The following is a 20262-nucleotide window of genomic DNA, read 5'->3' on the forward strand; positions in this document are numbered from 1 at the left end:
CGGCGCGGGCGGCAACGGCGTGCTGGTCACCAACAACGGCGGCAGCGTGCTCAACCGCGGCACCATCACCGGCGGGGTCGGCGGGGAAGGCGGCACGGCCGGCGCCGGTGGCGGCACCGGCGCAGCGGGCGCCGGCGGGGTGGGCATCCAGGGCCAGAACATCGCCATCGTCAACGAAGGCGTCATCACGGGCGGCCTGTCCGGCACCGGCACCCAGGCGCGCGCCATCCAGTTCACGGCCGGCACCAATTCGCTGGAGATCCATGCGGGTTCCAGCATCTCGGGCATCGTCGATGCCAATACCGGCAACAACACGCTGATCCTGGGCGGCACCGCGTCGGGCAGCTTCAGCGTGTCGGACGTGGGCCCCGGCCAGCAGTACCAGGGCTTCATCGCCTTTCACAAGACGGGCACCAGCACCTGGACGCTGACCAACGCCACCACGGCCGTCACGCCATGGACGCTGTACGGCGGCACGCTGTCGGCCAGCCAGGACAGCAACTTCGGCGCCACCAGCGGCAGCCTGACCTTCAACGGCGGCACGCTGCAGCTGGGCTCGGCCTTCGACCTGGCGGCCAGCCGCGCCATCGTCGCGGACACGGGCGGCGGCACCATCGACACCAACGGCTTCAACAGCACGGTATCGCAAGGCATCACCGGCACCGGCAGCATGACCAAGGCCGGCGCCGGCATCCTGACCTTCAACGGCAACAACACCTACAGCGGCGGCACCAACGTCAACGCCGGCACGCTGGTGGTGGGCAGCAGCGCCGCCAGCGCCGGCGCCCTGTCCGGCGGCGGCGCGGTCGCCGTGGCGTCGGGCGCGACGTTGGGCGGCTACGGCAGCGTGACCGGCAACGTCACCAACAACGGCACCCTTGCCGTGGCAGACGCCACGCCGGGGCTGGCGGGCGGCGCCAAGGGCAACTTCACGCTGACCGGCAACGTCACCAACAATGCGCTGCTGCAAGTGGCCGGCGCGGGCATCGGCAACACGCTGACGGTGTCAGGCAACTACCAGGGCAACAACGCCACCATGGCGCTGAACACCCGCCTGGCCGGCGATGGCGCGCCGTCCGACAAGCTGATCATCCAGAACGGCGCGACCAGCGGCGCCACGGGCCTGCGCATCACCAACGTAGGCGGACTGGGCGCGGCCACGCCGGGCAATGGCATCCAGGTGGTGCAGGCCGGCGCGGGCGGCACCACCTCGGCCGGCAATTTTTCGCTGGGCGCGCCGGCAGTGGCCGGTCCGTATGAATATTCGCTGTATCGCGGCAGCCGCGACGGCAGCGATCCCAACAGCTGGTTCCTGCGGTCCACGGTGGATTGCGCCAAGCCGGGCGTGCCGGCCTCGCTGTGCCAGGTGCCCCCCGGCACCACCGAGCCGCCCACCGGCGTGCCGGACTATCGCCCCGAAGTGTCGATCTACGGCTCGCTGGCGCCGACCGCGCTGCAATACGGGCACACGCTGATCGACAGCCTGCACGAACGCGTGGGCGAGCAGGAACGCCGCAGCAACGCCAACGGCGACCCCCTGGCGCTGAGCAACAACCGCGTATGGGGCCGCTATATCGGCATGAGCGGCAAACGCGAAGGCTCGGCCGACGGCATCTACGGCAACGAAGGGCCGCGCTACGACTACGAGTTCAACGGCGTGCAGATGGGCGCCGACCTCTGGCGGCGCCAGCGCGATGACGGCCATCGCGACATGGCCGGCCTGACCGGGGCCATCGGCTACGCCAAGACCAAGGTCGACAACTACGACGGCAACAAGGCCGGCGAAGGCCGCCTGAACGGCTATTCGCTGGGCGCTTACTGGACCCACTACGGTCCCACCGACTGGTATGTAGACACCGGCGTGATGGCCACCTGGTACCGCATCCGCGCCAACGGCTACCGCGACCTGCCCGAACTGAAGACCGACGGCCTGGGCCTGGCCGCCAACGTGGAAGGCGGCTACCCCTTCCGCCTGAATCCGGAATGGGTGCTGGAACCGCAGGCGCAGTTGACCTACCAATGGGTCAACATCGACTCGGCCCACGACGGCGCGGCCAACGTGCGCTTCAAGAACGTGGAATCGCTGGTCGGCCGGCTGGGCGTGCGGCTGGCGCGCACCTGGGCGCTGGACAACAGCAGCAAGCCGCGCACCATCACCACGTGGGGCCGCCTGAGCGTGCTGCACGAAGCGATGGGCAACCCCAAGACCGAGTTCTCGTCCGAGACGGGCTACATCCCGTTCCGCAGCGACGTCAGCGGCAGCTGGACCGAAATCCTGCTGGGCGTCAGCGGCTCGGTCAGCGACAACATGGTGCTGTACGCCAGCGGCGGCTACCAGGAAACCTTCTCGGGCGGCAAGGCCAGCGCCTGGAACGGCAAGGTGGGAATGCGCTGGCAGTGGTGATGCAGTGCGCTTTTGCATCAGCGATGTCGATCATCAATATCCACTAAACTGATGCAATAACCGCGGCGGGCGGCGCTGCCTAGCATACAGGCGCACCGCGCCCGTCCGCGGTGCATTGCCTTTGCCACCCGGAGTTTTCCCTTGAGCGACATCTATCACTTCAGCCGCGGGTCCGCGCCGCTGCTGATCTCCATTCCCCATCTCGGCAGCCAGATTCCCGACGCGCAGCGCGCCCGGATGACGCCTGTCGGCCAGCAGTCCGGGGACACCGACTGGCACCTGGACACGCTGTACCAGTTCGCCGACGCACTGGGCGCCTCGGTGCTGGGCGCACGCTATTCGCGCTACGTGGTGGACCTGAACCGCTCGCCCGACGACGAAAGCCTGTACCCCGGCCAGACCAAGACCGGCCTGTGCCCGACCCATACCTTCCGCGGCGAACCGCTGTACCTGAGCGACGCCGCCCTGACCGACGACGAACGCGCGCATCGCGTGCAGAACTACTGGCAGCCCTACCACGCCAAGCTGCGCGAAGAACTCGACCGCATCCGCGCCGAGCACGGCACGGTGCTGCTGTGGGAAGCCCATTCCATCGCCAGCGTGCTGCCGCGCCTGTTCGAGGGCAAGCTGCCCGACCTGAATCTGGGCACCGCCGACGGCGCCAGCTGCGCCCCCGACATCCTGGCCGCCATCGGCGAACGGCTGCCCGGCTGCGGCTACACCTCGGCCCTGAACGGCCGCTTCAAGGGCGGCTACATCACGCGCCACTATGGCTCGCCGGCCGAAGACATCCACGCCGTGCAGCTCGAGATGTGCCAGTCCACCTACATGGACGAGGCCTACCCCTACGGCTACCAGGCGCAGGCCGCGAACAAGGTCATTCCCGTGGTGGAAGGCCTGGTGCGCGCCGCGCTGGCGCAGACGCTGGCCCGCAAGCGCTGAGCCGGCCCCCCGCCCGCCTGAATGCCGCCGCCCATGAACCGCTTTTCGGTCAGCGCTACCGAGAACTATCCTGAATGGAGCCTGCTGCTGACCTGGGTGGCGGTGGTGGAAGCGGCGTCGGTTTCAGGCGCGGCGCGCTTGCTGGGGCTATCGCAGGCGGCCGTATCGCAGCGCATCAAGCAGCTCGAAGCGGCCATGTCCACCGAACTGCTGGACCGCAGCACGCGGCCGGCGCGCCCCACACCGGCCGGTGAACTGCTGTTCGAGCACGCCGCCCGGCTGCTGGCGCAGGCGGGCGACATGACGGAAAGCGTGCGCAATCTCAGCCGCGCCAAGCGCAACATCGTGCGCTTCGGCTGCGTGGACTCGTTTGCCGGCACCTTGGGGCCGACGCTGATCCACGGGCTGTCGGGCGCGTCGCGCCAGATCCGCCTGTGGTCGGGCATCACGCCCGTGCTGGACAAGCAACTGGAAGATCGGCAACTGGACCTGGTGGTGACCACCAGCGCGGCCACCGGCAAACCCGGCATCCGCAAGACCAGCCTGTTCAGCGAGCCCTACGTGCTGGTGGTGCCGCGCACCATGGACATGGACCGCATCACCACGCTGAAAGAACTGGGCAAGCGCGCCCAGTTCATCCGCTACAGCGCCCGCTCGTTCATCGGCGCCGAGATCGACCGCCTGGTCGAGGCGCACGACGTGATGATCGAGCGCACCTTTGAATTCGACAACACCGATCCCCTGCTCAGCCTGGTCACGGCCGGACTGGGGTTCGGCATCAGCACGCCGCTGTGCGTCTGGCAGTCGCGCCATTTCGTCGACCAGTTGCGCGTGCTGCCGCTGGCGCCCTTCCTGGGCATGGCGCGCAGCGACGACGCCAGCCTGTCGCGCAGCTTCTACCTGGCGGCCCGCCCGCAAGAAGTCGGCAAGCTGCCGACCGAGGCGCGCGACGTCATCCTGGTGGCGATGGAACGGCTGGTGCACAAAGACATCGCGCCTGCGCTCGGCCTGCCGCCGGCCACGCTCTGGCGCAGCCTGCGGCGTTGATCCCGCCAGGCCCTGTGCAGGCCGGCCCCTCTGCGCGCCAGCCCGCCCGGCGGCGCGCCGATCCGCTGACGAACCGGCGCCACCCTCGGCGACGGGCGCGCGCCCCTCACAGCGCCGCGGTCAGCGCCGGCACGGCCTCGAACAGATCCGCGACCAGGCCGTAGTCGGCCACGCCGAAGATCGGCGCATCACCATCCTTGTTGATGGCCACGATGGTCTTGGAATCCTTCATGCCGGCCAAGTGCTGGATAGCGCCCGAGATGCCCACCGCCACGTACAGTTCAGGCGCAACGATCTTGCCCGTCTGCCCCACCTGCCAGTCATTGGGCGCATAGCCCGCGTCCACTGCCGCACGGGAGGCGCCCAGCGCCGCCCCCAGCTTTTCCGCCAACGGATCGAGCAGCTTGAAGTGCTGCGCGCTGCCCAGGCCCCGTCCGCCCGACACGACGGTGCGTGCGCCGCCCAGTTCGGGGCGTTCGGACGTGACGATCTCGCGGCTGACGACGCGGGCCAGCCCCGTATCGGCCACGGCGGCCACGTCTTGCACGGGGGCATTGCCGCCGCCCGCGGCGGCATCGAACGCCGTGGGGCGGATGGTGGCCACCACCACCGGATAGGCGCTGCGCACCGTGGCGATGGCGTTGCCCGCGTAGATGGGGCGCTTGAAGGTGTCGGCGGCCACCACGTCAATCACGTCCGAGACTTGCGCCACGTCCAGCAGCGCGGCGATGCGCGGCGCCACGCTCTTGCCCTGCGCGGTGGCGGCCAGGAAGACGTGCGTGTATCCGCCCGCCAGCGCCACCGCCTGCGCGGCCAGGTTCTCGGGCAGGCCGTCGGCCAGATGCGGCGCCTGCGCCAGCAGCACCTGATCCACGCCCGCCACCTGCGCGGCGGCGTCAGCCACCGCCTGCACGCCGTCGCCGGCCACCAGCACGTGGATCGGCCGCGCCAGCCGGGCGGCGGCAGCGATGGCATTGAGGGTGGCGCCGTGCAGCGTGCGCCCATCGTGTTCGGCAATTACCAGGACGGTCATCAGATCACCTTTGCTTCATGCTTGAGTTTGTCGACCAGCGCGGCCACGTCGGCCACCTTGATGCCGGGCGCGCGCGCGGCGGGCGATTCCACCCGCAGGGTTTCCAGGCGCGAAGCCGGGTCCACCCCCAGGGCGTCGGGCGAGGTCACGTCCACCGGCTTTTTCTTGGCCTTCATGATGTTGGGCAGCGTGACGTAGCGCGGTTCGTTCAGGCGCAGATCGGCCGTGACGACGGCCGGCAGCGCCAGGTCCACCACTTCCAGGCCGCCGTCGACCTCGCGGGTGATGCGGGCGCGGCCGTCTTCGATCTGGATGGCGCTGGCCTGCGTGGCCTGCGGCCAGCCCAGCAGCGCGGCCAGCATCTGGCCCGTCTGGCAGGCGTCGTCGTCGATGGCCTGCTTGCCCAGGATCACCAGCGCCGGCTGCTCGGCCGCCACCACGGCGCGCAGCAGCTTGGCCACCGCCAGGGGCTGCAAGGCGACGTCGGTCTGCACCAGCACGCCCCGGTCCGCACCGATGGCCAGCGCGGTGCGCAGCGTTTCCTGCGCGGCCGCGACGCCGCAGGTCACGGCCACCACCTCGGTCGCGATGCCCTGCTCTTTCAGGCGCACGGCGGCCTCGACGGCGATCTCGTCGAACGGGTTCATCGACATCTTGACGTTGCCGATGTCGACACCCGTCTGGTCGGCCTTGACGCGTACGTTGACGTTGTAGTCCACCACGCGCTTGACCGCGGCAATTACCTTCATGAAAAGACTCCTGGGTCAGTAGAAAATGTCCAGCAATACGGCGGCCAGGCCGGGGGCTTGCCGTGACACGCCGGGGCTGGGCGTGAAGGCGTCTACGGCCTGGCCTGCGGCCGCGCCGGGATCGCCGGGATTCACCGGGCTGCCGGGACAGGCCGCCCGCCGCAGCAGGAATTCGCCCGCGGCCAGCTCCGTCGCGCCATCCGGCGTCTGCCAGCGGCCCGCGACGAGCGCCACGCACAGCTGCAGATGCCGCGCGGCGCCGTCTGCCAAGGCCAACGCGCCGGCTGACACGCCAGCCGGCGCGTCTGCCGGCCCGGCTGGCGAAGCCAGGTTCACGCCGCGCACCCGCGCCCGCGCCGACCCGCGCCGCACGAACAGGTTCAGCACCTGCACCGGGCCGTCGACCAGCGTGCCGTGCCAGGCCGCGTCGCCCGCGAAGGCGACGGGCTGGCCGGGCGCCAGCCAAATCTGCGCTCCTGCGTCGCACACCTGCGCTCCTGCGTCGCGCAGTGGCACTCCTGCGTCGCGCAGTGGCACTCCTGCATTGCCCCGCGGGAGACATTCATCGCGCAACCCCGCACGGGTATCACGCAAGACCACCCCCGCACCGGACAGCACCACCGACACGCGGTCATCGCCCGCGAAACGGGAATACGGACCGTCCCGCGTGATGTCCGCGATGCTGACGCGCCACCGCGCCGCCGCGCTCTCGGCCGCATCCTTGTCCGCGGCCAGCGTGCGCGTCACGCCGCCGCCGTTCTTCCACGGCTCGGGCGGCAGCGCCTGCCAAGGGCCGCGCCGGGCGCCGCCGGTTTCAGGAAACTGCGCCAAGGCCGTACTTCCCGGTCAGCAACGCGCCGCGCTGAAAGCGGCTCAGCGCGTACGGCGCCAGCGACACATCGGTAGCCAGGCCCAGCGCTTCCTGCGCCAGCACCCTGCCCACGGTGGGCGACAGCTTGAAGCCATGGCCCGAAAAGCCGAACCCGACCACCAGCCCCTGGACGCCAGGCACCCGGCCCAGCACCGGGTTCCAGTCCGGCGTCACGTCGTACACGCCCGTCCACGACGACGCCAGGCCGGCGGTTTCATAGGCCGGAAAGCGTTCGGCCACCTGCGCGCCGACCTCGGCCACGTAATCCAGCGGAATATCACCTTGCTCGGCGTCGCTGTGCTGCAGGGTTTCGCCCACCACGCCCTCGCTCACCAGCATTTGGTTGCCGCCGTAGCTGCGGCAATACAGCATGCCGGGCGAGGCCAGGTCCTTGTAGACCGGCATCGAATAGGTATAGGGCGCGGCCTCGCATTCCAGCGCCAGCACCGCGTGGCGTTCGGGCAGGACGGGCATGGCCACGCCCGTCCAGGCGGCCAGTTCCGACGTCCAGATGTTCTGCGTGCTGATGACGAGCGGGCTGGCGAAATCGCCTTCGGACGTGGACACGCCGATGACCCGGCCGTTCTCGACCAGCAGGCGCTGCACGTCGACGTTTTCGCGGATGGTGACGCCGCGGCGGCGGGCGCCGCGCGCAAAGCTGGTGGCCACCAGGTAGGCATCGGCAAAGCCCGCATCCGGCTCGAAGCCGATCAATGCCGCGTCGTCGAAGGTGGCGATCGGCAGCAGTTCACGGGCCTGCGCGGCATTGAGCAATTCCAGCGCGATGCCCTGGGCCTGCTGCTGCGCCAGCGCGCTGCGCAGCGGCTCCAGCTTGTCGTTGTCGGCCGCGCTGATCAGGTAGCCGCACTTGACCAGGCCGCACGAGGCTTCGTCGTCGCCCAGGTAGTTGGCGAAATCGTTGAACACGCCCCATGAGCGCTGGGCCAGTTCCACGTTCTCGCGCACCGAATAGTGGGTGCGCAGAATGCCGGACGATTGCGAGGTGGTGCCCGCGCCGATCGTCGCGCGATCCAGCACCAGCACATTCTTCGCCCCCAACGCGGCCAGGTGGAAGGCCACCGAACTGCCGATCACGCCCGCCCCGATCACGATCACGTCATAACTTTTCACGACTTGGCTCCAAGAACAAGTGGCCGGAGTGTGAACCCGCGTTTCCCGGGCCATCGAAATATAAGCGCGTTGGATTTAGAGCATCGGCATTGCTTATATACAGGCCGGCGCCCCGGCGGCGGGCGAAAGTCTGGGCAGCCGCACCGCAGAGTGCCGGCGACATCAGTCGTTCAGTCCATCACCATTCAAGCAGGGGAAATCGCATGAACATGAATCGCCGCGCCATGCTGGTCCGCACCGCCGCGCTGGCCGGGGCCAGCGCCTTGGGCTTTCCGATGATCGGCCGCGCCGCCGGGGCGTCCTACACCTACGGCGGCTCGGCCTGGCTGGGCCATTACTCGGCCTACATCGCCCTGAAGACGGGCCTGTTCGCCAAGCAGGGCCTGGATATCAAGTGGCAGAGCTTTGCCACCTCGTCCGACCGGATGAGCGCCGTGATGGCCGGCAACATCGACCTGGCCGGCACTGGCGTGGTCTCGTCGCTGGCCCTGATGGCAGCCGGCGCCCGCCAGTTCCAGGTGATCGCCACGCCCAACAACTTCGGCCGCGCCGAAGGCGTGCTGGTGCGCGACGACGTCAAGTCGGTCGCCGACCTGAAGGGCAAGAAGATCGGCGTGACCTACGCGTCCAGCGCCCACGTGTTGCTGCTGGACGTCTTGCGCCAGGCCGGGCTGGACCCGGACCGCGACGTGTCCATCATCAACCTGCCCGCCACCAACATCCTGTCGGCCTACCAGGGCAAGCAGATCGATGCTGCCGTGGCCTGGACGCCGGCCTTCGACCGCATCAAGGCCGTGCCCGGCACCCGTGTGCTGCTGGACGACACCGCCTTCTCGCTCTACAAGCAATACGCCATCACGCCCGGCCCGGACGTGCTGCTGACCCGCGCCAAGCTGGGCCAGGACAACCCCGAGGCCGTGCGCAAGTTCCTGGCGGCCGTGTTCCAGGCCAACACTATGCTGACCGAGCAGCCGCAGGAAGCGGCCGGCGTGCTGCTGGAACTGACCGGCCTGTCGCGCGACGACCAGCTGGGCGTCATCAAGCAGACCCAGTGGTACAACGCAGCCGACCAGAAGGCGCTGATGGTCGACCCGGGCAATTTCGTCAGCGGCATGCAGAAGCTGGCCGAGATGCTGGTGTCCCTGAATCAGATCGACCGCGCCCCGACGGTCAAGGACTGGGTCCAGGCCTCGTACCTGTAAGCCCGGAGCCGTCGCCTCATGTCCACGCGTACCGCTCCCCGCGATACCACGCTGATCTGGGTCAGCGTGGTGTCCCTGCTGTGTTTCCTGCTGTTGTGGGAAGGCCTGTGCCGCGCCGGCGCGGTCGACCCGATCTTCCTGCCCGCGCCGTCGCAGGTGCTGGCCCGCGCCCTGTCGATGTCCGACCAGGGCACCCTGTTCTACAACGTGCTGGCCTCGACCCGGCGCGTGATGGTGGGCTTTCTGGCGGCCGTGGCGGTAGCCATTCCGCTGGGCATCCTGCTGGGCACGTCCAAGGTGGCGCGCGCCGTGTTCGACCCCATCATCTCGTTCCTGCGCCCGCTGCCGTCCATGAGCTGGATTCCGCTGTCGCTGCTGTGGTTCGGCATCACCGAGACGCAGAAGTACAGCATCGTCTTCATGGGTTCGTTCGTACCCGCCCTGCTCTACGTGATGGAGGCCTCGCGCAGCATCGACCCCGTGCTGGTGCGGGCCGCGCGCAACCTGGGCGCCAACCGCTGGCAGGTGATGCGCGAAGTGCTGTTTCCCGGCTGTCTGCCGCAGATCCTGTCGGGCATGAAGATCATCCTGGGCCTGTCCTGGACCTGCGTCATCTCGGCCGAACTGGTCGCGTCCAAGGAAGGCCTGGGCTTCATGATCATGAACGGCAAGGAATTCTTCCAGACCGATACCGTGGTGCTGGGCATGGTGCTGATCAGCTTCACCGTGCTGGTCACCGACCTCTGTCTGCGTCTACTTGAACGATGGGTACTGGCATGGCAACGATAAGCAACGACACGATGATCCACCTGCAGGACGTGTCCAAGGCCTATGGCGACATCACCGTGCTGGACAAGGTGGACCTGTCGGTCAAGCGCGGCGAATTCCTGGTGCTGCTGGGCGCTTCGGGCTGCGGCAAGTCCACCTTGCTGAACCTGATGGCCGGCTTCATCACCCCCAACACGGGCACGGTGACGGTGAACGGCAAGCCGGTCACCGACGTCACGGCGGCCTGCGGCATGGTGTTCCAGCAGTACGCGCTGTTTCCCTGGCGCACGGTGCAGGAAAACGTGGAATTCGGCCTGAAGATGCGCGGCCTGTCGCGCGCGGAACGCGCCCCCATCGCCCGCAAATACATCGAGATGGTGGGCCTGAAGCAGGCGGCCGACAAGTACCCGCATGCGCTGTCCGGCGGCATGAAGCAGCGCGTGTCCATCGCGCGGGTGCTGGCCAACGACCCGGACGTGATGCTGTTCGACGAGCCGTTTGCCGCGCTGGACGCCATGACGCGGCAGGTGCTGCAGGAACAGCTGCTGTCGATCTACGAGCAGAGCGGCAAGACCATTGTCTTCATCACGCATTCCATCGACGAGGCGCTGACGCTGTCCACCCGCATGGCGGTCATGGGGTCCAAGCCCGGTCGCATCGTGCAGGACATCCAGAACGACCTGCCCCACCCGCGCAGCGCGGACGTGCAGCTGTCGCCGCGCTTCGTCGAGCTGAAGCGCGCCATCTGGGAACGGGTGCAGGAAGAAGTGACGCGCAGCATGGAGCTGGCCGACGGCTAGGGCGGCCACGCCAGCAGGGGTGGCGCGGCGCGGGCCGCGCCCGCCCGTCAGGGCTCTTCGGTGTACCGCTCGATGCGGATGTGAAAGCTGGGAATCTGGTCCCACTGCGAACGGGACGACAGCAGGGTTTCTTCGGAACCGAAGCCGATCATGTAGCCGTCCCCCGTGCGGGAATCGCGCCAGAACTGCGGCGGCGTCTGCCAACCGCAGCACTGGTATTGCAGCGGCGCGATGCCAAATTGACGCCGCAGATAGCTTTCGGCCAGCGCAGCGGCTGCGCCATCCACCCGGTAGCGCGCCACCAGCGGCTTGCCGTGCGTGCGCATTTCCAGGCGGCAACCCTGGTATTCGATGAAATCGGGCTTGTTCGTCAGGGCCGCCAGAAAATCGTCGCAACCCGGCGTGGGCGCGGCCTGCGCCTGGGCGGACAGCGGCAACAGCAAGACCGGCAGCAACAGCCAGGCGCGCAGCGGGCGCAACAGCAATTGAACCAAGGTATTCAAGGACGCCTCGACAGGAAGGGACCGCGGACACTTGCCCGTTCGCCAGATGGCGCCGCGGGCCGGCGCGCTAGCTGCGCGCCGCAACCGGATTCTGCCATGCCGCGGCGGCGCGGCCCTCTTCGGCCAGGAATTCCACCAGCGCCGGCAACGACGCGTCCATCGGCCGATTGGCATGGATGCGCATCACGTAGCCCCACGAGCCCGGCATGCGCAGGCCCGGCGTCAGCGCCACCAGCCGGCCGCTGGCCAGTTCTTCATCGATCAGCGGCGCGCGGCCCAGCGCGATGCCCACACCCGCCGCGGCAGCCGCCACCACCGTGCTCAGGCCCGACAGCACCAGCGGGTCCTGGCCGGCGCTTTCCGCCAGGCCCAGGCGCGGGCGCCAGGTGCGCCAGTCGGTTTCCGGGCTGTCGATGTGCTTTTCTTCCAGCCAGCGGTGCCGCGCGAAGACGTTGGGGTCGTCGCGATCCTGCGGCGCCACCAGCGCCGGGCTGCATACCGGCACCACGGTCTCGGTCATCAGCGGAATGTCGCCCGGCGCGGCCAGGTGCGGCCCCAGGGCGCGCACGTGCAGGAATGCCAGGTCGATGTCCTGCGCCTTCCAGGCTGGGTCCTGGCTGGCGTGCAGGAACACCTGGATGTCGATGTCCGGGTGCAATTCGATGAACCGGCCGATGCGCGGCGCCAGCCACAGCGCCGCCAGCGAGGGGTTGGCCGACACGTTCAGGTTATAGCGGCGCTTGCCCCGGGCGCTGGCCCGCGCATTGCGGCAGGCGGTCTCCAGCAGGGTCAAGGCCTGTTGTACCGACGCCAGCAGCGCGGCGCCTGCCTCGGTGGTTTCGGCGCGCCGCACCGTACCCCCGCGCCGCAGCAGGCTCACCCCCAGGTCGGCTTCCAGCGCCCGCAGCTGGTGGCTGACGGCGCTTTTGGTCACGTGCAGTTCAACCGCGGCGCGGCTCAGGCTGCCCAGGCGGGCAACGGCTTCAAAGGCGCGCAGGGCCGCCAAGGGCGGCGTATGGGTGGGCAGATCGGACATAGGGTTGAGTTTATCTCAACCCATGATTGAATAACTATCGCTTTCGCGCCGCTGCCGGATGCGTGACCATTCAGGCTTCAGAGGGAGCATTGATATGTATTTCGATTCCAGGCTTTGGCGCTTGACCGAGGGTTTGCGCGCCGCCATGGCGGGCGGCATTTTCCTGGGCCTCCTGGCGCTGGCCGCAGGCATCGCCCGCTACGTTTTCCTGGGCCAGTTGCTGGCGCGCGTGTTCGACGGCGCCCCGTGGCAGCAGTGGCTCACGCCCGCCATCTGCGCCGGCGCCATGGTGCTGCTGCGCGCCCTGTTCGACCACCTGCGCACGGTGCAGGCCAATCGCTGCTCGGCCGACGTGCAGCAGGCGCTGCGCGCCCGGCTGTACGACCGCATCGTGGCGCTGGGCCCGGCCTGGTTCGCCAACCAGCGCACCGGCGGCGTCATGCTCACCGTCGTGGACGGCGTCGAGCAGTTGCAGACCTTCTTCGGCCAATACCTGCCGCAGGTCGCCATCGCCGCGGCCGCGCCGTTCGCCATCTTCGCCGTCATCGCCTTCTGGGACGTGCCCACCGCGCTGGTGTTCCTGGTGGCCGCGCTGTTCGCGCTGTTCGGCCCGATGGCCGTGCACATGCTCGACCGCCGCGCCAGCCTGGCGCGCACCCGTTCGCTGAATGAATTCGGCGAAGAATTCCTGGACGCCGTGCAGGGCCTGCCCACGCTGAAGTCCTACGGCCAGGGCAAGGCCTGGGGCGAACGCCTGGCCGCCCGCGCCCGCAAACTGTCGGACAACACCTTCTGGGTACTGTCCGTCAGCCTGCTCACCCGCGGCATCAGCGACCTGGGCGTGGCCCTGGGCGCCGCGCTGGCGCTGACCGTCGGCGCCTGGCGCGTGGCCGCCGGCGACATGAGCGTCGAAGCCCTGCTGATCGTGCTGATGGCCGGCACCGAGATCTTCCGCCCGCTGCGCGACCTGCGCTCGGTCCTGCACCGCGGCATGCTCGGCCAGTCCGCCGCGCTCAGCATCCATGCTTTGATGGACGCCCGCCCCAAGACCGCCGCGCCCCAGGTTCACGCGGCCACCGCCCCCGCGCGGCTGGACCCCACCATCGAATTCGACAACGTCGCCTTCTCGTACACCCCGGAACGCCACGCCCACCAGGGCCTGTCCTTCCGCATTGCGGCCGGAGAACGCGTCGGCATCGTCGGCCCCAGCGGCGCCGGCAAGTCCACCATCGTGCGCCTGTTGCTGCGCGAATGCGTGCCCCAGGCCGGCGCCATCCGCATCGGCGGCCACGACGTCAACCAGATCGATACCCAGACGCTGCTCAGCCACATGGCCCTGGTCAGCCAGGACATCACGCTGTTTCACGGCACCATCGACGACAACCTGCGCCTGGGCCGGCCCGACGCCACCCACGAACAGGTGCGCGCCGCTGCCCGCGCCGCCAACATCGACGACTTCATCATGGCGCTGCCGCAAGGCTACGCCACCCGCATCGGCGAACGCGGCCTGCAACTGTCGGGCGGCCAGCGCCAGCGCGTGGCCATCGCCCGCGCCCTGCTGCGTGATGCACCCATCCTGATCCTGGACGAAGCGCTGTCGTCCGTCGACACCGAAAACGAAGCCCTGATCCAGCAGGCGCTGGACCGCCTGATGGCCGGCCGCACCACCCTCATCCTGGCCCACCGCCTGGCCAGCGTCATCGGCGCCGACCGCTGCCTGGTGCTCGACCAGGGCCGCGTCGTCGAACAAGGCCCCCATACCGACCTGATGCAGCAGCACGGCCTGTACTACCGCCTGATGCACGAACAGGCCGTGGCCCTGGCCGCCCCGCCGGCCGCCGCCAGCGACGCCCTGCGCACGGCCACCGACACCGCCCAATCGCCCGCCGATGCCGGCGACAGCCGCAGCAACAACACCGGCAACGACAGCGGCGGCGGCCAGGGCCCCGCCCTGCGCCCGCTGGACGCCGACGCCGAACAGGTCGGCTGGCGCGCCACGCTCGGCACCCTGCTGTCCGTCGTGCGCCCGTGGCGCGGCACCCTCATCGCCACCATCCTGCTGGGCGTGGCGCGCGTCGCCGCCTTCATCGGCGTGGGCGTCTTGAGCGCCCTGGTCGTCGCCGCCATCCGCGACGGCCGCGACACCGGCGCCCTCATCACCGGCCTGCTCATCGCCGCGCCGCTCGCCGCCCTGTTCCACTGGCTGGAATCCTGGCTGGCCCACGCCATGGCCTACCAGTTGCTGGCCGACATGCGCGTCAAGCTCTACGACAAGCTCGAACGGCTGGCCCCCGCCTACCTGCTGCAACGGCGCTCCGGCGACCTGGTCGCCCTGGCCACGCAAGACGTCGAAATGGTCGAGTACTTCTACGCCCACACCATCGCGCCCGCCATCGTCTCGGTGCTGGTGCCTCTGTCGGTGCTGGGCTTCCTGGCCGTCTACAGCTGGCCCGTCGCCCTGGCGCTGCTGCCCTTCCTGGCCTATGCCCTGGTCTCGCCCATCAGCGGCCGCCGCAAGGTCGACGCCCTGGGCGATCGCGCCCGCCATGCCCTTGGCGAAATGAGCGCCCACACCACCGACACCATCCAGGGCCTGGCCGACCTCACCGCCTTCCAGGCCACCGGCCGCCGCCGCGACGAATTCCTCAAGGTCGCCCATCAATACCGCGGCCGCCGCCTGGACATCCTGCGCGACCTCTCGCGCCAGACCGCCTGGTTCGAAGTCGCCATGGGCCTGGGCGGCCTGGCCGTGGCCGTCGTCGGCGCCCTGCAAGTGTCCGCCGGCGCCCTGTCCGCCAGCATGCTGCCCCTGCTCGTGCTCATCGCCCTGGCCACCTTCCTGCCCGTCTCCGAAATCTCGCAGGTCAGCCGCCAATTGGCCGACACCATCGCCGCCACGCGCCGCCTGCACGTCGTCAACAACGAACCCGAACCCGTCACCGACGGCCCCCTGCCTCCGCCCGTCGCCGCCCACGGCCTGTCCCTGGCCTTCGACCACGTCCACTTCGCCTACCCCGGCAAGCAACAGGACACCCTGCGCGACCTGACCTTCACCGCCCCCGCTGGCGCCACCGTCGCCATCGTCGGCGCCTCCGGCGCCGGCAAAAGCACCGTCGCCAGCCTGCTCCTGCGCTTCTGGGACCCGCGCCAGGGCGCCGTCAAACTCGACGGCGTCGACGTCCGCCAGCTCAACCTGGACGGCCTGCGCGAACGCGTCGCCCTCGTCACGCAAGACACCTACCTCTTCAACGACACCCTCGAAGGCAACATCCGCCTGGCCCGCCCCGACGCCAGCCGCGAAGACCTGGCCCGCGCCCTGGACCAGGCCGCCCTCACGTCCTTCGTCCAGACCCTGCCCGACGGCCTGGCCACCCGCGTCGGCGAACGCGGCATGCAACTCTCCGGCGGCCAACGCCAACGCATCTCCATCGCCCGCGCCTTCCTGAAAAACGCCCCCGTCCTGATCCTGGACGAAGCCACCTCGCACCTGGACACCCTGTCCGAACTGCAGGTCCGCGGCGCCCTGGACATCCTGATGCGCCACCGCACCACCCTGGTCATCGCCCACCGCCTCTCCACCATCCGCGACGCCGACCTGATCCTGGTCCTGGAAAACGGCACCCTCGCCGAATCCGGCACCCACGACCAACTGCTGCGCAAACAAGGCGCCTACGCCAAACTCGCCAGCCACCAGGGCGCGTACACCCAGGATCGCAACGCACCCATCCCAACCTGACCCGCCGCCACCCCCACAAACGTGGCGCCTCCCCCACCGCGCGCCCCCAACGCCCAAGTACGCTACCCCCGTAGCCACTTTGGCAGCAAAGAAAGGCCTTCCCGTCACCCACTCCGAAAGGCGAACGGACCCAGTCCTCAAAAGAAAGAAGCCAAACGCAACAGCCGCCAATAAGGCAAACCGTGAGCCTGTCGCGGCGGGGATGGGGGGAGCACGGGGCGTGTAGATGCGCCCGAGGGAATCTGAAGGCAGTCGCCGAAGGCGACAACGAAGATGACGAAGGGGCAGTCCGGAGCGAAGGCTCCGGACCGCAATCGTAGCCCCGTGCTCCCCCCATCCCCGCCGCGACAGGCGTCTCAAGAACGCCCCTCTCCCCAAGAAGCGATCGTCAGAAAAACCCCACATGCCCACCCCACCGGGTTGATTCCCCTACACCACATCTATAAAATCATCAATCCGGGCCAACGCCCGGTTTTCGGGCCCAAGCCCAACTTTCCCCCTTCACCTACACCTGGGAGGCGCAAGATGACAAATCCGCATACCGCCATCCCGCGCGTATCTCCGCGACGCCATTAAGTAGTCGTCGCCCGCGCGGACCCATCGCCTGGTTACCTGGCGACTGGTCCTCCGTGCCCGCTCCAACCCCTTGAACGCAATGCCTGCGCCTCGCTGTGCAGGTCGTATCACCCCCTTTCCCACAAGGAATCCGGCATCCCCGCGTTGCCGGCCAATCGCAATGAATCGAACAAAAATCGATCTGCGAGGACAAGCCTTCAAGGACGTCCTCGGCTTTACCTTCCGCTATTGGCGCGCCCAGCCCTGGCGCACTGCCGTCATCATCGGCCTGGCATTGCTGTCCGCATTGGCCGACGTGCTGACCCCGCTGTACGCCGGCCGCCTGGTCGACGCCGTCGCGTCCGGTGCCGCGGCCGACGAGATGATCTGGGGCGCGGCCATCACCTCGTTCTGGCTGCTGATCGCCCTGGGCATCGGCGGCACCCTGCTGCGCCAGGGGGTCTTCCAGAACATCATCACCTTCACCCTGAAGATGATGAATGAAATGGTGTCCAACGCCTTCTACCGCGTGCAGCGCTTTTCCACCGACTGGCATGCCAACAGCTTTGCCGGCTCGACCGTGCGCAAGATCACCCGCGGCATGTGGGCCGTCGACGTGCTCAACGACACCTTGCTGGTGGCCCTGCTGCCGTCCGTCGTCATGCTGGTCGGCGCCACCGCCTTGCTGGGCGTGCACTGGCCCATCATGGGCCTGGTCGTCGGCGTAGGGTCGGTGCTGTACATCGCCGTCACCGCGGCGCTGTCGCTGGGCTACGTCGCGCCGGCCGCGCGGCTGGGCAACGCCTGGGATACGCGCATGGGCGGCGCGCTGGCCGATGCCGTCAGCTGCAACCCCGTGGTCAAGGCCTTCGGCGCCGAAACGCGCGAAGAAACCCGGCTGGGGCGCGTGGTCGACAAGTGGCGCCGCCGCACGCGCCGCACCTGGGTTCGCGCCACCATCAACGGTGGCGTCCAGGGCGCGATGCTGGTGGCGATGCAGGCCGGCATCCTGGGCGCGTCGCTGTTCCTGTGGTCGCGCAACCAGGCCAGCGTCGGTGACATCACCTTCGCGCTGACGATGTTCTTCATGCTGCAGGGCCACCTGCGCGACGTGGGCATGCACATCCGCAACCTGCAGCGCTCGGTCAACGACATGGAAGAACTGGTGGCCATGGCGCGGCATCCGCTGGGCGTGGACGACCGGCCCGGCGCGGGCGACATCCGCGTCGGGGCGGGCGAAATCCGCTTCGAGGACGTCACGTTCCGCTACGGCCGGCACGACACGGCGCTGTACGACCATTTTTCGGCGCGCATCGCCCCGGGCGAACGCGTCGGGCTGGTCGGCCATTCCGGGTCGGGCAAGACCACGTTCATCAAGCTGATCCAGCGCCTGTATGACGTGAACGGCGGCCGCATCACCATCGACGGGCAGGACATCGCCCAGGTGAAGCAGTCGTCGCTGCGCAGCCAGATCGCGATCGTGCAGCAGGAACCGGTGCTGTTTCACCGCACGCTGGCCGAGAACATCGCCTACGCCCGCCCCGGCGCGACGCAGGCCGAGATCGAGCACGCGGCGCGGCTGGCCAGCGCGCACGACTTCATCATGGCGCTGCCCAAGGGCTATGAAACGCTGGTGGGCGAGCGCGGTGTGAAGCTGTCGGGCGGCGAGCGCCAGCGCGTGGCAATCGCGCGGGCGTTCCTGGCGGACGCGCCCATCCTGATCCTGGACGAGGCCACCTCGAGCCTGGACAGCGAAAGCGAAGTGCTGATCCAGCAGGCCATGGAACGCCTGATGGTCGGCCGCACCACGCTGGTGGTCGCGCACCGCCTGTCGACCGTGCGCGCGCTGGACCGCCTGCTAGTGATGGACCGTGGCCGCATCATCGAAGAAGGCAGTCATGACCAGCTGATCCGTTTGAAGGGCGGCCTGTACCGGCGCCTGTTCGAGCGCCAGGCCCTGGAACTGACCAAGGGCCTGACGCAGGCGGAGATGCTGGCCGATGGCGCCCAGCCCAAGCCGGTGAAAACGGATGGCGAGGCCGAGGACCAGGACGAAACGTCCTTTGCCTTCGGCAAGTAATGCGCCGGCAACGCCGCAGATGACAAATGGGCCTGATGTATGTCAGGCCCATTTTTTTTGATCTGAGTTTCAGGCTTTTTTTGGCCTATTCATCAGGCCCATTTTTCAGGCCCGTTTTATTTGGCCGAGCCGCCCCCTGCGCCTACCGGCTCAACGTCAGCTTCAAGCCGAAGCCGATCAGCGCGGTGCCGAACACCGCGCCCTGCCACTTGCGTACCCGTGGCCGGGCCGCCAGCCAGCGGCCCAGCGCACCGCCGGCCAAGGCGCACAGCACGTCGAACGTCAGCCCCAGGCTCACCAGCACCACGCCCAGCACCGCGAACTGCTGGCCGATGCTGCCTTGGGCCGGCGACACGAACTGCGGCAGCAGCACCGAGCAGAACAACAGCGCCTTGGGATTGAGCACATTGGTCAGCACACCGCTCAGCAGCGCCGCGCCCAGGCCCTTGCCGCGCGCGGCGGCCTGCGCCTGGGTCGCCACGTCATACGACAGCGGCCCGGCGCGCAGCAGGCGCACGCCCAGCCACACCAGGTAGCAGCCGCCCACCGTGCGCGCCGCGTCGAACGCCCACGGATGCGTCTTGAACAGCGCCGCCAGCCCCAGCGCGGCCAGCGTCACATGGGCGGCGCGGGCAATCGCCAGGCCCACTGCCACGGCCAGGGCCGGCGCCCGGCCGCGCAAGGCGCCGGTTTCGAGCAGCAGGATCATGTCCGGCCCGGGCACCACATAGACCACCAGCAACGCCCCCAGGAACAACGCCATATCGGCCATGACTACCCTCTTTCAACGACTTGGAATGAGGGTCATTCTAGGGAAAAGGCATCGGCATGTGCTTTCTATTCCTGCCACTTGAAGTAGCATTATTGGCATACTTCACCAATCAATGACATACCAAATCAATTCCATGCCAAAACGTGAATTGGACGCCTACGACCGCCGCATCCTGGAAGCTCTGCAGAAGAACGGCCGCCTGACCAACGTGGAACTGGCCGAGCAGATCGGCCTGTCGCCGTCGCCCTGCCTGCGGCGGGTGCGCCTGATGGAAGAAGCCGGCGTGATCCAGGGTTACGAAGCGCGGCTGGCGCCCGACGAGGTCGGCCTGGGCCTGACCGTGTTCGTGGGCGTCAAGGTCGAACGCCACCACGAGCGCGACGCCGCCCAGTTCCGCCAGGAAGTCAGCGCGCTGCCCGAAGTGGTGGCCGCGCACCTGGTGTCAGGCGAATCCGACTTCCTGTTGCAGGTGGTGGTGCCGGACCTGCGCGCCTATGAAACCTTCCTGCTCGGCACCCTGCTGAAACTGACCGGCGTGAAGGACATCCGCAGCAACTTCGCGATCCAGACCGTCAAGCCGCATGGTCCGCTGCCGCTGGATCATCTGGGGCGCTAGGCGCCCACCCGCGGCCT

At 68.6% G+C, this 20262-nt stretch carries 16 protein-coding genes; 9 read left to right on the top strand and 7 right to left on the bottom strand.

Going from position 1 to position 20262, the window contains the following annotated elements; all coding sequences use genetic code 11:
- The 3 genes from HV798_RS21850 to HV798_RS21860 form a co-directional block, all read left to right on the top strand.
- The coding region (locus HV798_RS21850) for an autotransporter family protein (protein ID WP_175216500.1) at positions 1–2404 on the top strand (2404 nt) is incomplete at its 5' end.
- 141 nt (positions 2405–2545) lie between these two features.
- Positions 2546–3346, top strand: coding sequence for an N-formylglutamate deformylase (gene hutG, locus HV798_RS21855; protein ID WP_175194952.1), 801 nt, complete (start codon positions 2546–2548; stop codon positions 3344–3346).
- Between the two features lie 33 nt (positions 3347–3379).
- The gene (locus tag HV798_RS21860; RefSeq protein WP_175194950.1) at positions 3380–4393 is read left to right on the top strand and encodes a LysR family transcriptional regulator; all 1014 of its coding nucleotides are present in this window, start codon (positions 3380–3382) and stop codon (positions 4391–4393) included.
- Between the two features lie 106 nt (positions 4394–4499).
- Here the strand turns inward: HV798_RS21860 and HV798_RS21865 are convergent, their stop codons facing one another.
- The 4 genes from HV798_RS21865 to HV798_RS21880 are packed head-to-tail and all read right to left on the bottom strand — an operon-like array spanning position 4500 to position 8177.
- Positions 4500–5426 (bottom strand): electron transfer flavoprotein subunit alpha/FixB family protein, encoded by a 927-nt coding sequence (locus HV798_RS21865; protein ID WP_175194948.1) that lies wholly within the window; start codon positions 5424–5426, stop codon positions 4500–4502.
- Positions 5426–6175, bottom strand: coding sequence for an electron transfer flavoprotein subunit beta/FixA family protein (locus HV798_RS21870; RefSeq protein ID WP_175194947.1), 750 nt, complete (start codon positions 6173–6175; stop codon positions 5426–5428). The genes HV798_RS21865 and HV798_RS21870 overlap by 1 nt, the downstream gene beginning before the upstream one ends.
- A gap of 15 nt (positions 6176–6190) precedes the next feature.
- On the bottom strand, positions 6191–7006 hold the full coding sequence (locus HV798_RS21875; protein ID WP_175194945.1) for a HutD/Ves family protein: 816 nt from the start codon (positions 7004–7006) through the stop codon (positions 6191–6193).
- A complete protein-coding gene (locus HV798_RS21880; protein WP_175194943.1) occupies positions 6990–8177 on the bottom strand; it encodes an NAD(P)/FAD-dependent oxidoreductase in 1188 nt (395 codons plus the stop codon). Before HV798_RS21880 ends, HV798_RS21875 begins: the two co-directional genes overlap by 17 nt.
- A gap of 203 nt (positions 8178–8380) precedes the next feature.
- Between HV798_RS21880 and HV798_RS21885 the strand changes: the two genes are divergently transcribed.
- From HV798_RS21885 to HV798_RS21895, 3 genes are read left to right on the top strand one after another with little or no spacing between them, the layout of a single operon-like run.
- On the top strand, positions 8381–9379 hold the full coding sequence (locus tag HV798_RS21885; protein WP_175194942.1) for an aliphatic sulfonate ABC transporter substrate-binding protein: 999 nt from the start codon (positions 8381–8383) through the stop codon (positions 9377–9379).
- A gap of 18 nt (positions 9380–9397) precedes the next feature.
- A complete protein-coding gene (locus tag HV798_RS21890; protein ID WP_175194941.1) occupies positions 9398–10168 on the top strand; it encodes an ABC transporter permease in 771 nt (256 codons plus the stop codon).
- The gene (locus HV798_RS21895) at positions 10156–10947 is read left to right on the top strand and encodes an ABC transporter ATP-binding protein (RefSeq protein WP_175194940.1); all 792 of its coding nucleotides are present in this window, start codon (positions 10156–10158) and stop codon (positions 10945–10947) included. Before HV798_RS21890 ends, HV798_RS21895 begins: the two co-directional genes overlap by 13 nt.
- A gap of 47 nt (positions 10948–10994) precedes the next feature.
- Here HV798_RS21895 and HV798_RS21900 read toward each other — a convergent pair whose 3' ends face one another.
- Positions 10995–11450: a DUF4952 domain-containing protein gene (locus tag HV798_RS21900; RefSeq protein ID WP_175194939.1), complete on the bottom strand. Its 456-nt coding sequence runs from the start codon at positions 11448–11450 to the stop codon at positions 10995–10997.
- Between the two features lie 67 nt (positions 11451–11517).
- A complete protein-coding gene (locus tag HV798_RS21905) occupies positions 11518–12486 on the bottom strand; it encodes a LysR substrate-binding domain-containing protein (RefSeq protein WP_175194938.1) in 969 nt (322 codons plus the stop codon).
- A gap of 94 nt (positions 12487–12580) precedes the next feature.
- Between HV798_RS21905 and HV798_RS21910 the strand changes: the two genes are divergently transcribed.
- Together HV798_RS21910 and HV798_RS21915 are read left to right on the top strand one after the other, a co-directional pair.
- Positions 12581–16222, top strand: coding sequence for an ABC transporter ATP-binding protein/permease (locus HV798_RS21910; RefSeq protein ID WP_175194936.1), 3642 nt, complete (start codon positions 12581–12583; stop codon positions 16220–16222).
- A gap of 736 nt (positions 16223–16958) precedes the next feature.
- Positions 16959–18857 carry an ABC transporter ATP-binding protein gene (locus HV798_RS21915; RefSeq protein ID WP_175194934.1) on the top strand — a complete coding sequence of 633 codons (1899 nt, stop codon included), beginning with the start codon at positions 16959–16961 and terminating at the stop codon, positions 18855–18857.
- 142 nt (positions 18858–18999) lie between these two features.
- On the opposite strand, the gene HV798_RS21920 is transcribed toward HV798_RS21915, so the two are convergent.
- Positions 19000–19629, bottom strand: a complete 630-nt coding sequence (locus HV798_RS21920) for a LysE family translocator (RefSeq protein WP_246289020.1) — start codon at positions 19627–19629, stop codon at positions 19000–19002.
- A gap of 133 nt (positions 19630–19762) precedes the next feature.
- Here HV798_RS21920 and HV798_RS21925 point away from each other — a divergent pair, with 133 nt between their 5' ends.
- Complete coding sequence (locus HV798_RS21925) at positions 19763–20245, top strand: Lrp/AsnC family transcriptional regulator (protein WP_175194931.1); 483 nt, start codon at positions 19763–19765, stop codon at positions 20243–20245.
- Positions 20246–20262: the final 17 nt, after the last annotated feature.

The sequence above is a fragment of the Achromobacter deleyi genome, assembly GCF_902859705.1.
Classification (GTDB): domain Bacteria; phylum Pseudomonadota; class Gammaproteobacteria; order Burkholderiales; family Burkholderiaceae_B; genus Achromobacter; species Achromobacter deleyi.

Bases quoted from the DNA above. Each gene is read 5' to 3' on its own strand.
- HV798_RS21915 (WP_175194934.1), top strand. From the start codon at position 16,959: ATGAATCGAACAAAAATCGATCTGCGAGGACAAGCCTTCAAGGACGTC.
- HV798_RS21905 (WP_175194938.1), bottom strand. From the start codon at position 12,486: ATGTCCGATCTGCCCACCCATACGCCGCCCTTGGCGGCCCTGCGCGCC.
- HV798_RS21910 (WP_175194936.1), top strand. From the start codon at position 12,581: ATGTATTTCGATTCCAGGCTTTGGCGCTTGACCGAGGGTTTGCGCGCC.
- HV798_RS21925 (WP_175194931.1), top strand. From the start codon at position 19,763: ATGCCAAAACGTGAATTGGACGCCTACGACCGCCGCATCCTGGAAGCT.
- HV798_RS21860 (WP_175194950.1), top strand. From the start codon at position 3,380: ATGAACCGCTTTTCGGTCAGCGCTACCGAGAACTATCCTGAATGGAGC.
- HV798_RS21885 (WP_175194942.1), top strand. From the start codon at position 8,381: ATGAACATGAATCGCCGCGCCATGCTGGTCCGCACCGCCGCGCTGGCC.
- HV798_RS21920 (WP_246289020.1), bottom strand. From the start codon at position 19,629: ATGGCCGATATGGCGTTGTTCCTGGGGGCGTTGCTGGTGGTCTATGTG.
- HV798_RS21890 (WP_175194941.1), top strand. From the start codon at position 9,398: ATGTCCACGCGTACCGCTCCCCGCGATACCACGCTGATCTGGGTCAGC.
- HV798_RS21865 (WP_175194948.1), bottom strand. From the start codon at position 5,426: ATGACCGTCCTGGTAATTGCCGAACACGATGGGCGCACGCTGCACGGC.
- HV798_RS21895 (WP_175194940.1), top strand. From the start codon at position 10,156: ATGGCAACGATAAGCAACGACACGATGATCCACCTGCAGGACGTGTCC.
- HV798_RS21870 (WP_175194947.1), bottom strand. From the start codon at position 6,175: ATGAAGGTAATTGCCGCGGTCAAGCGCGTGGTGGACTACAACGTCAAC.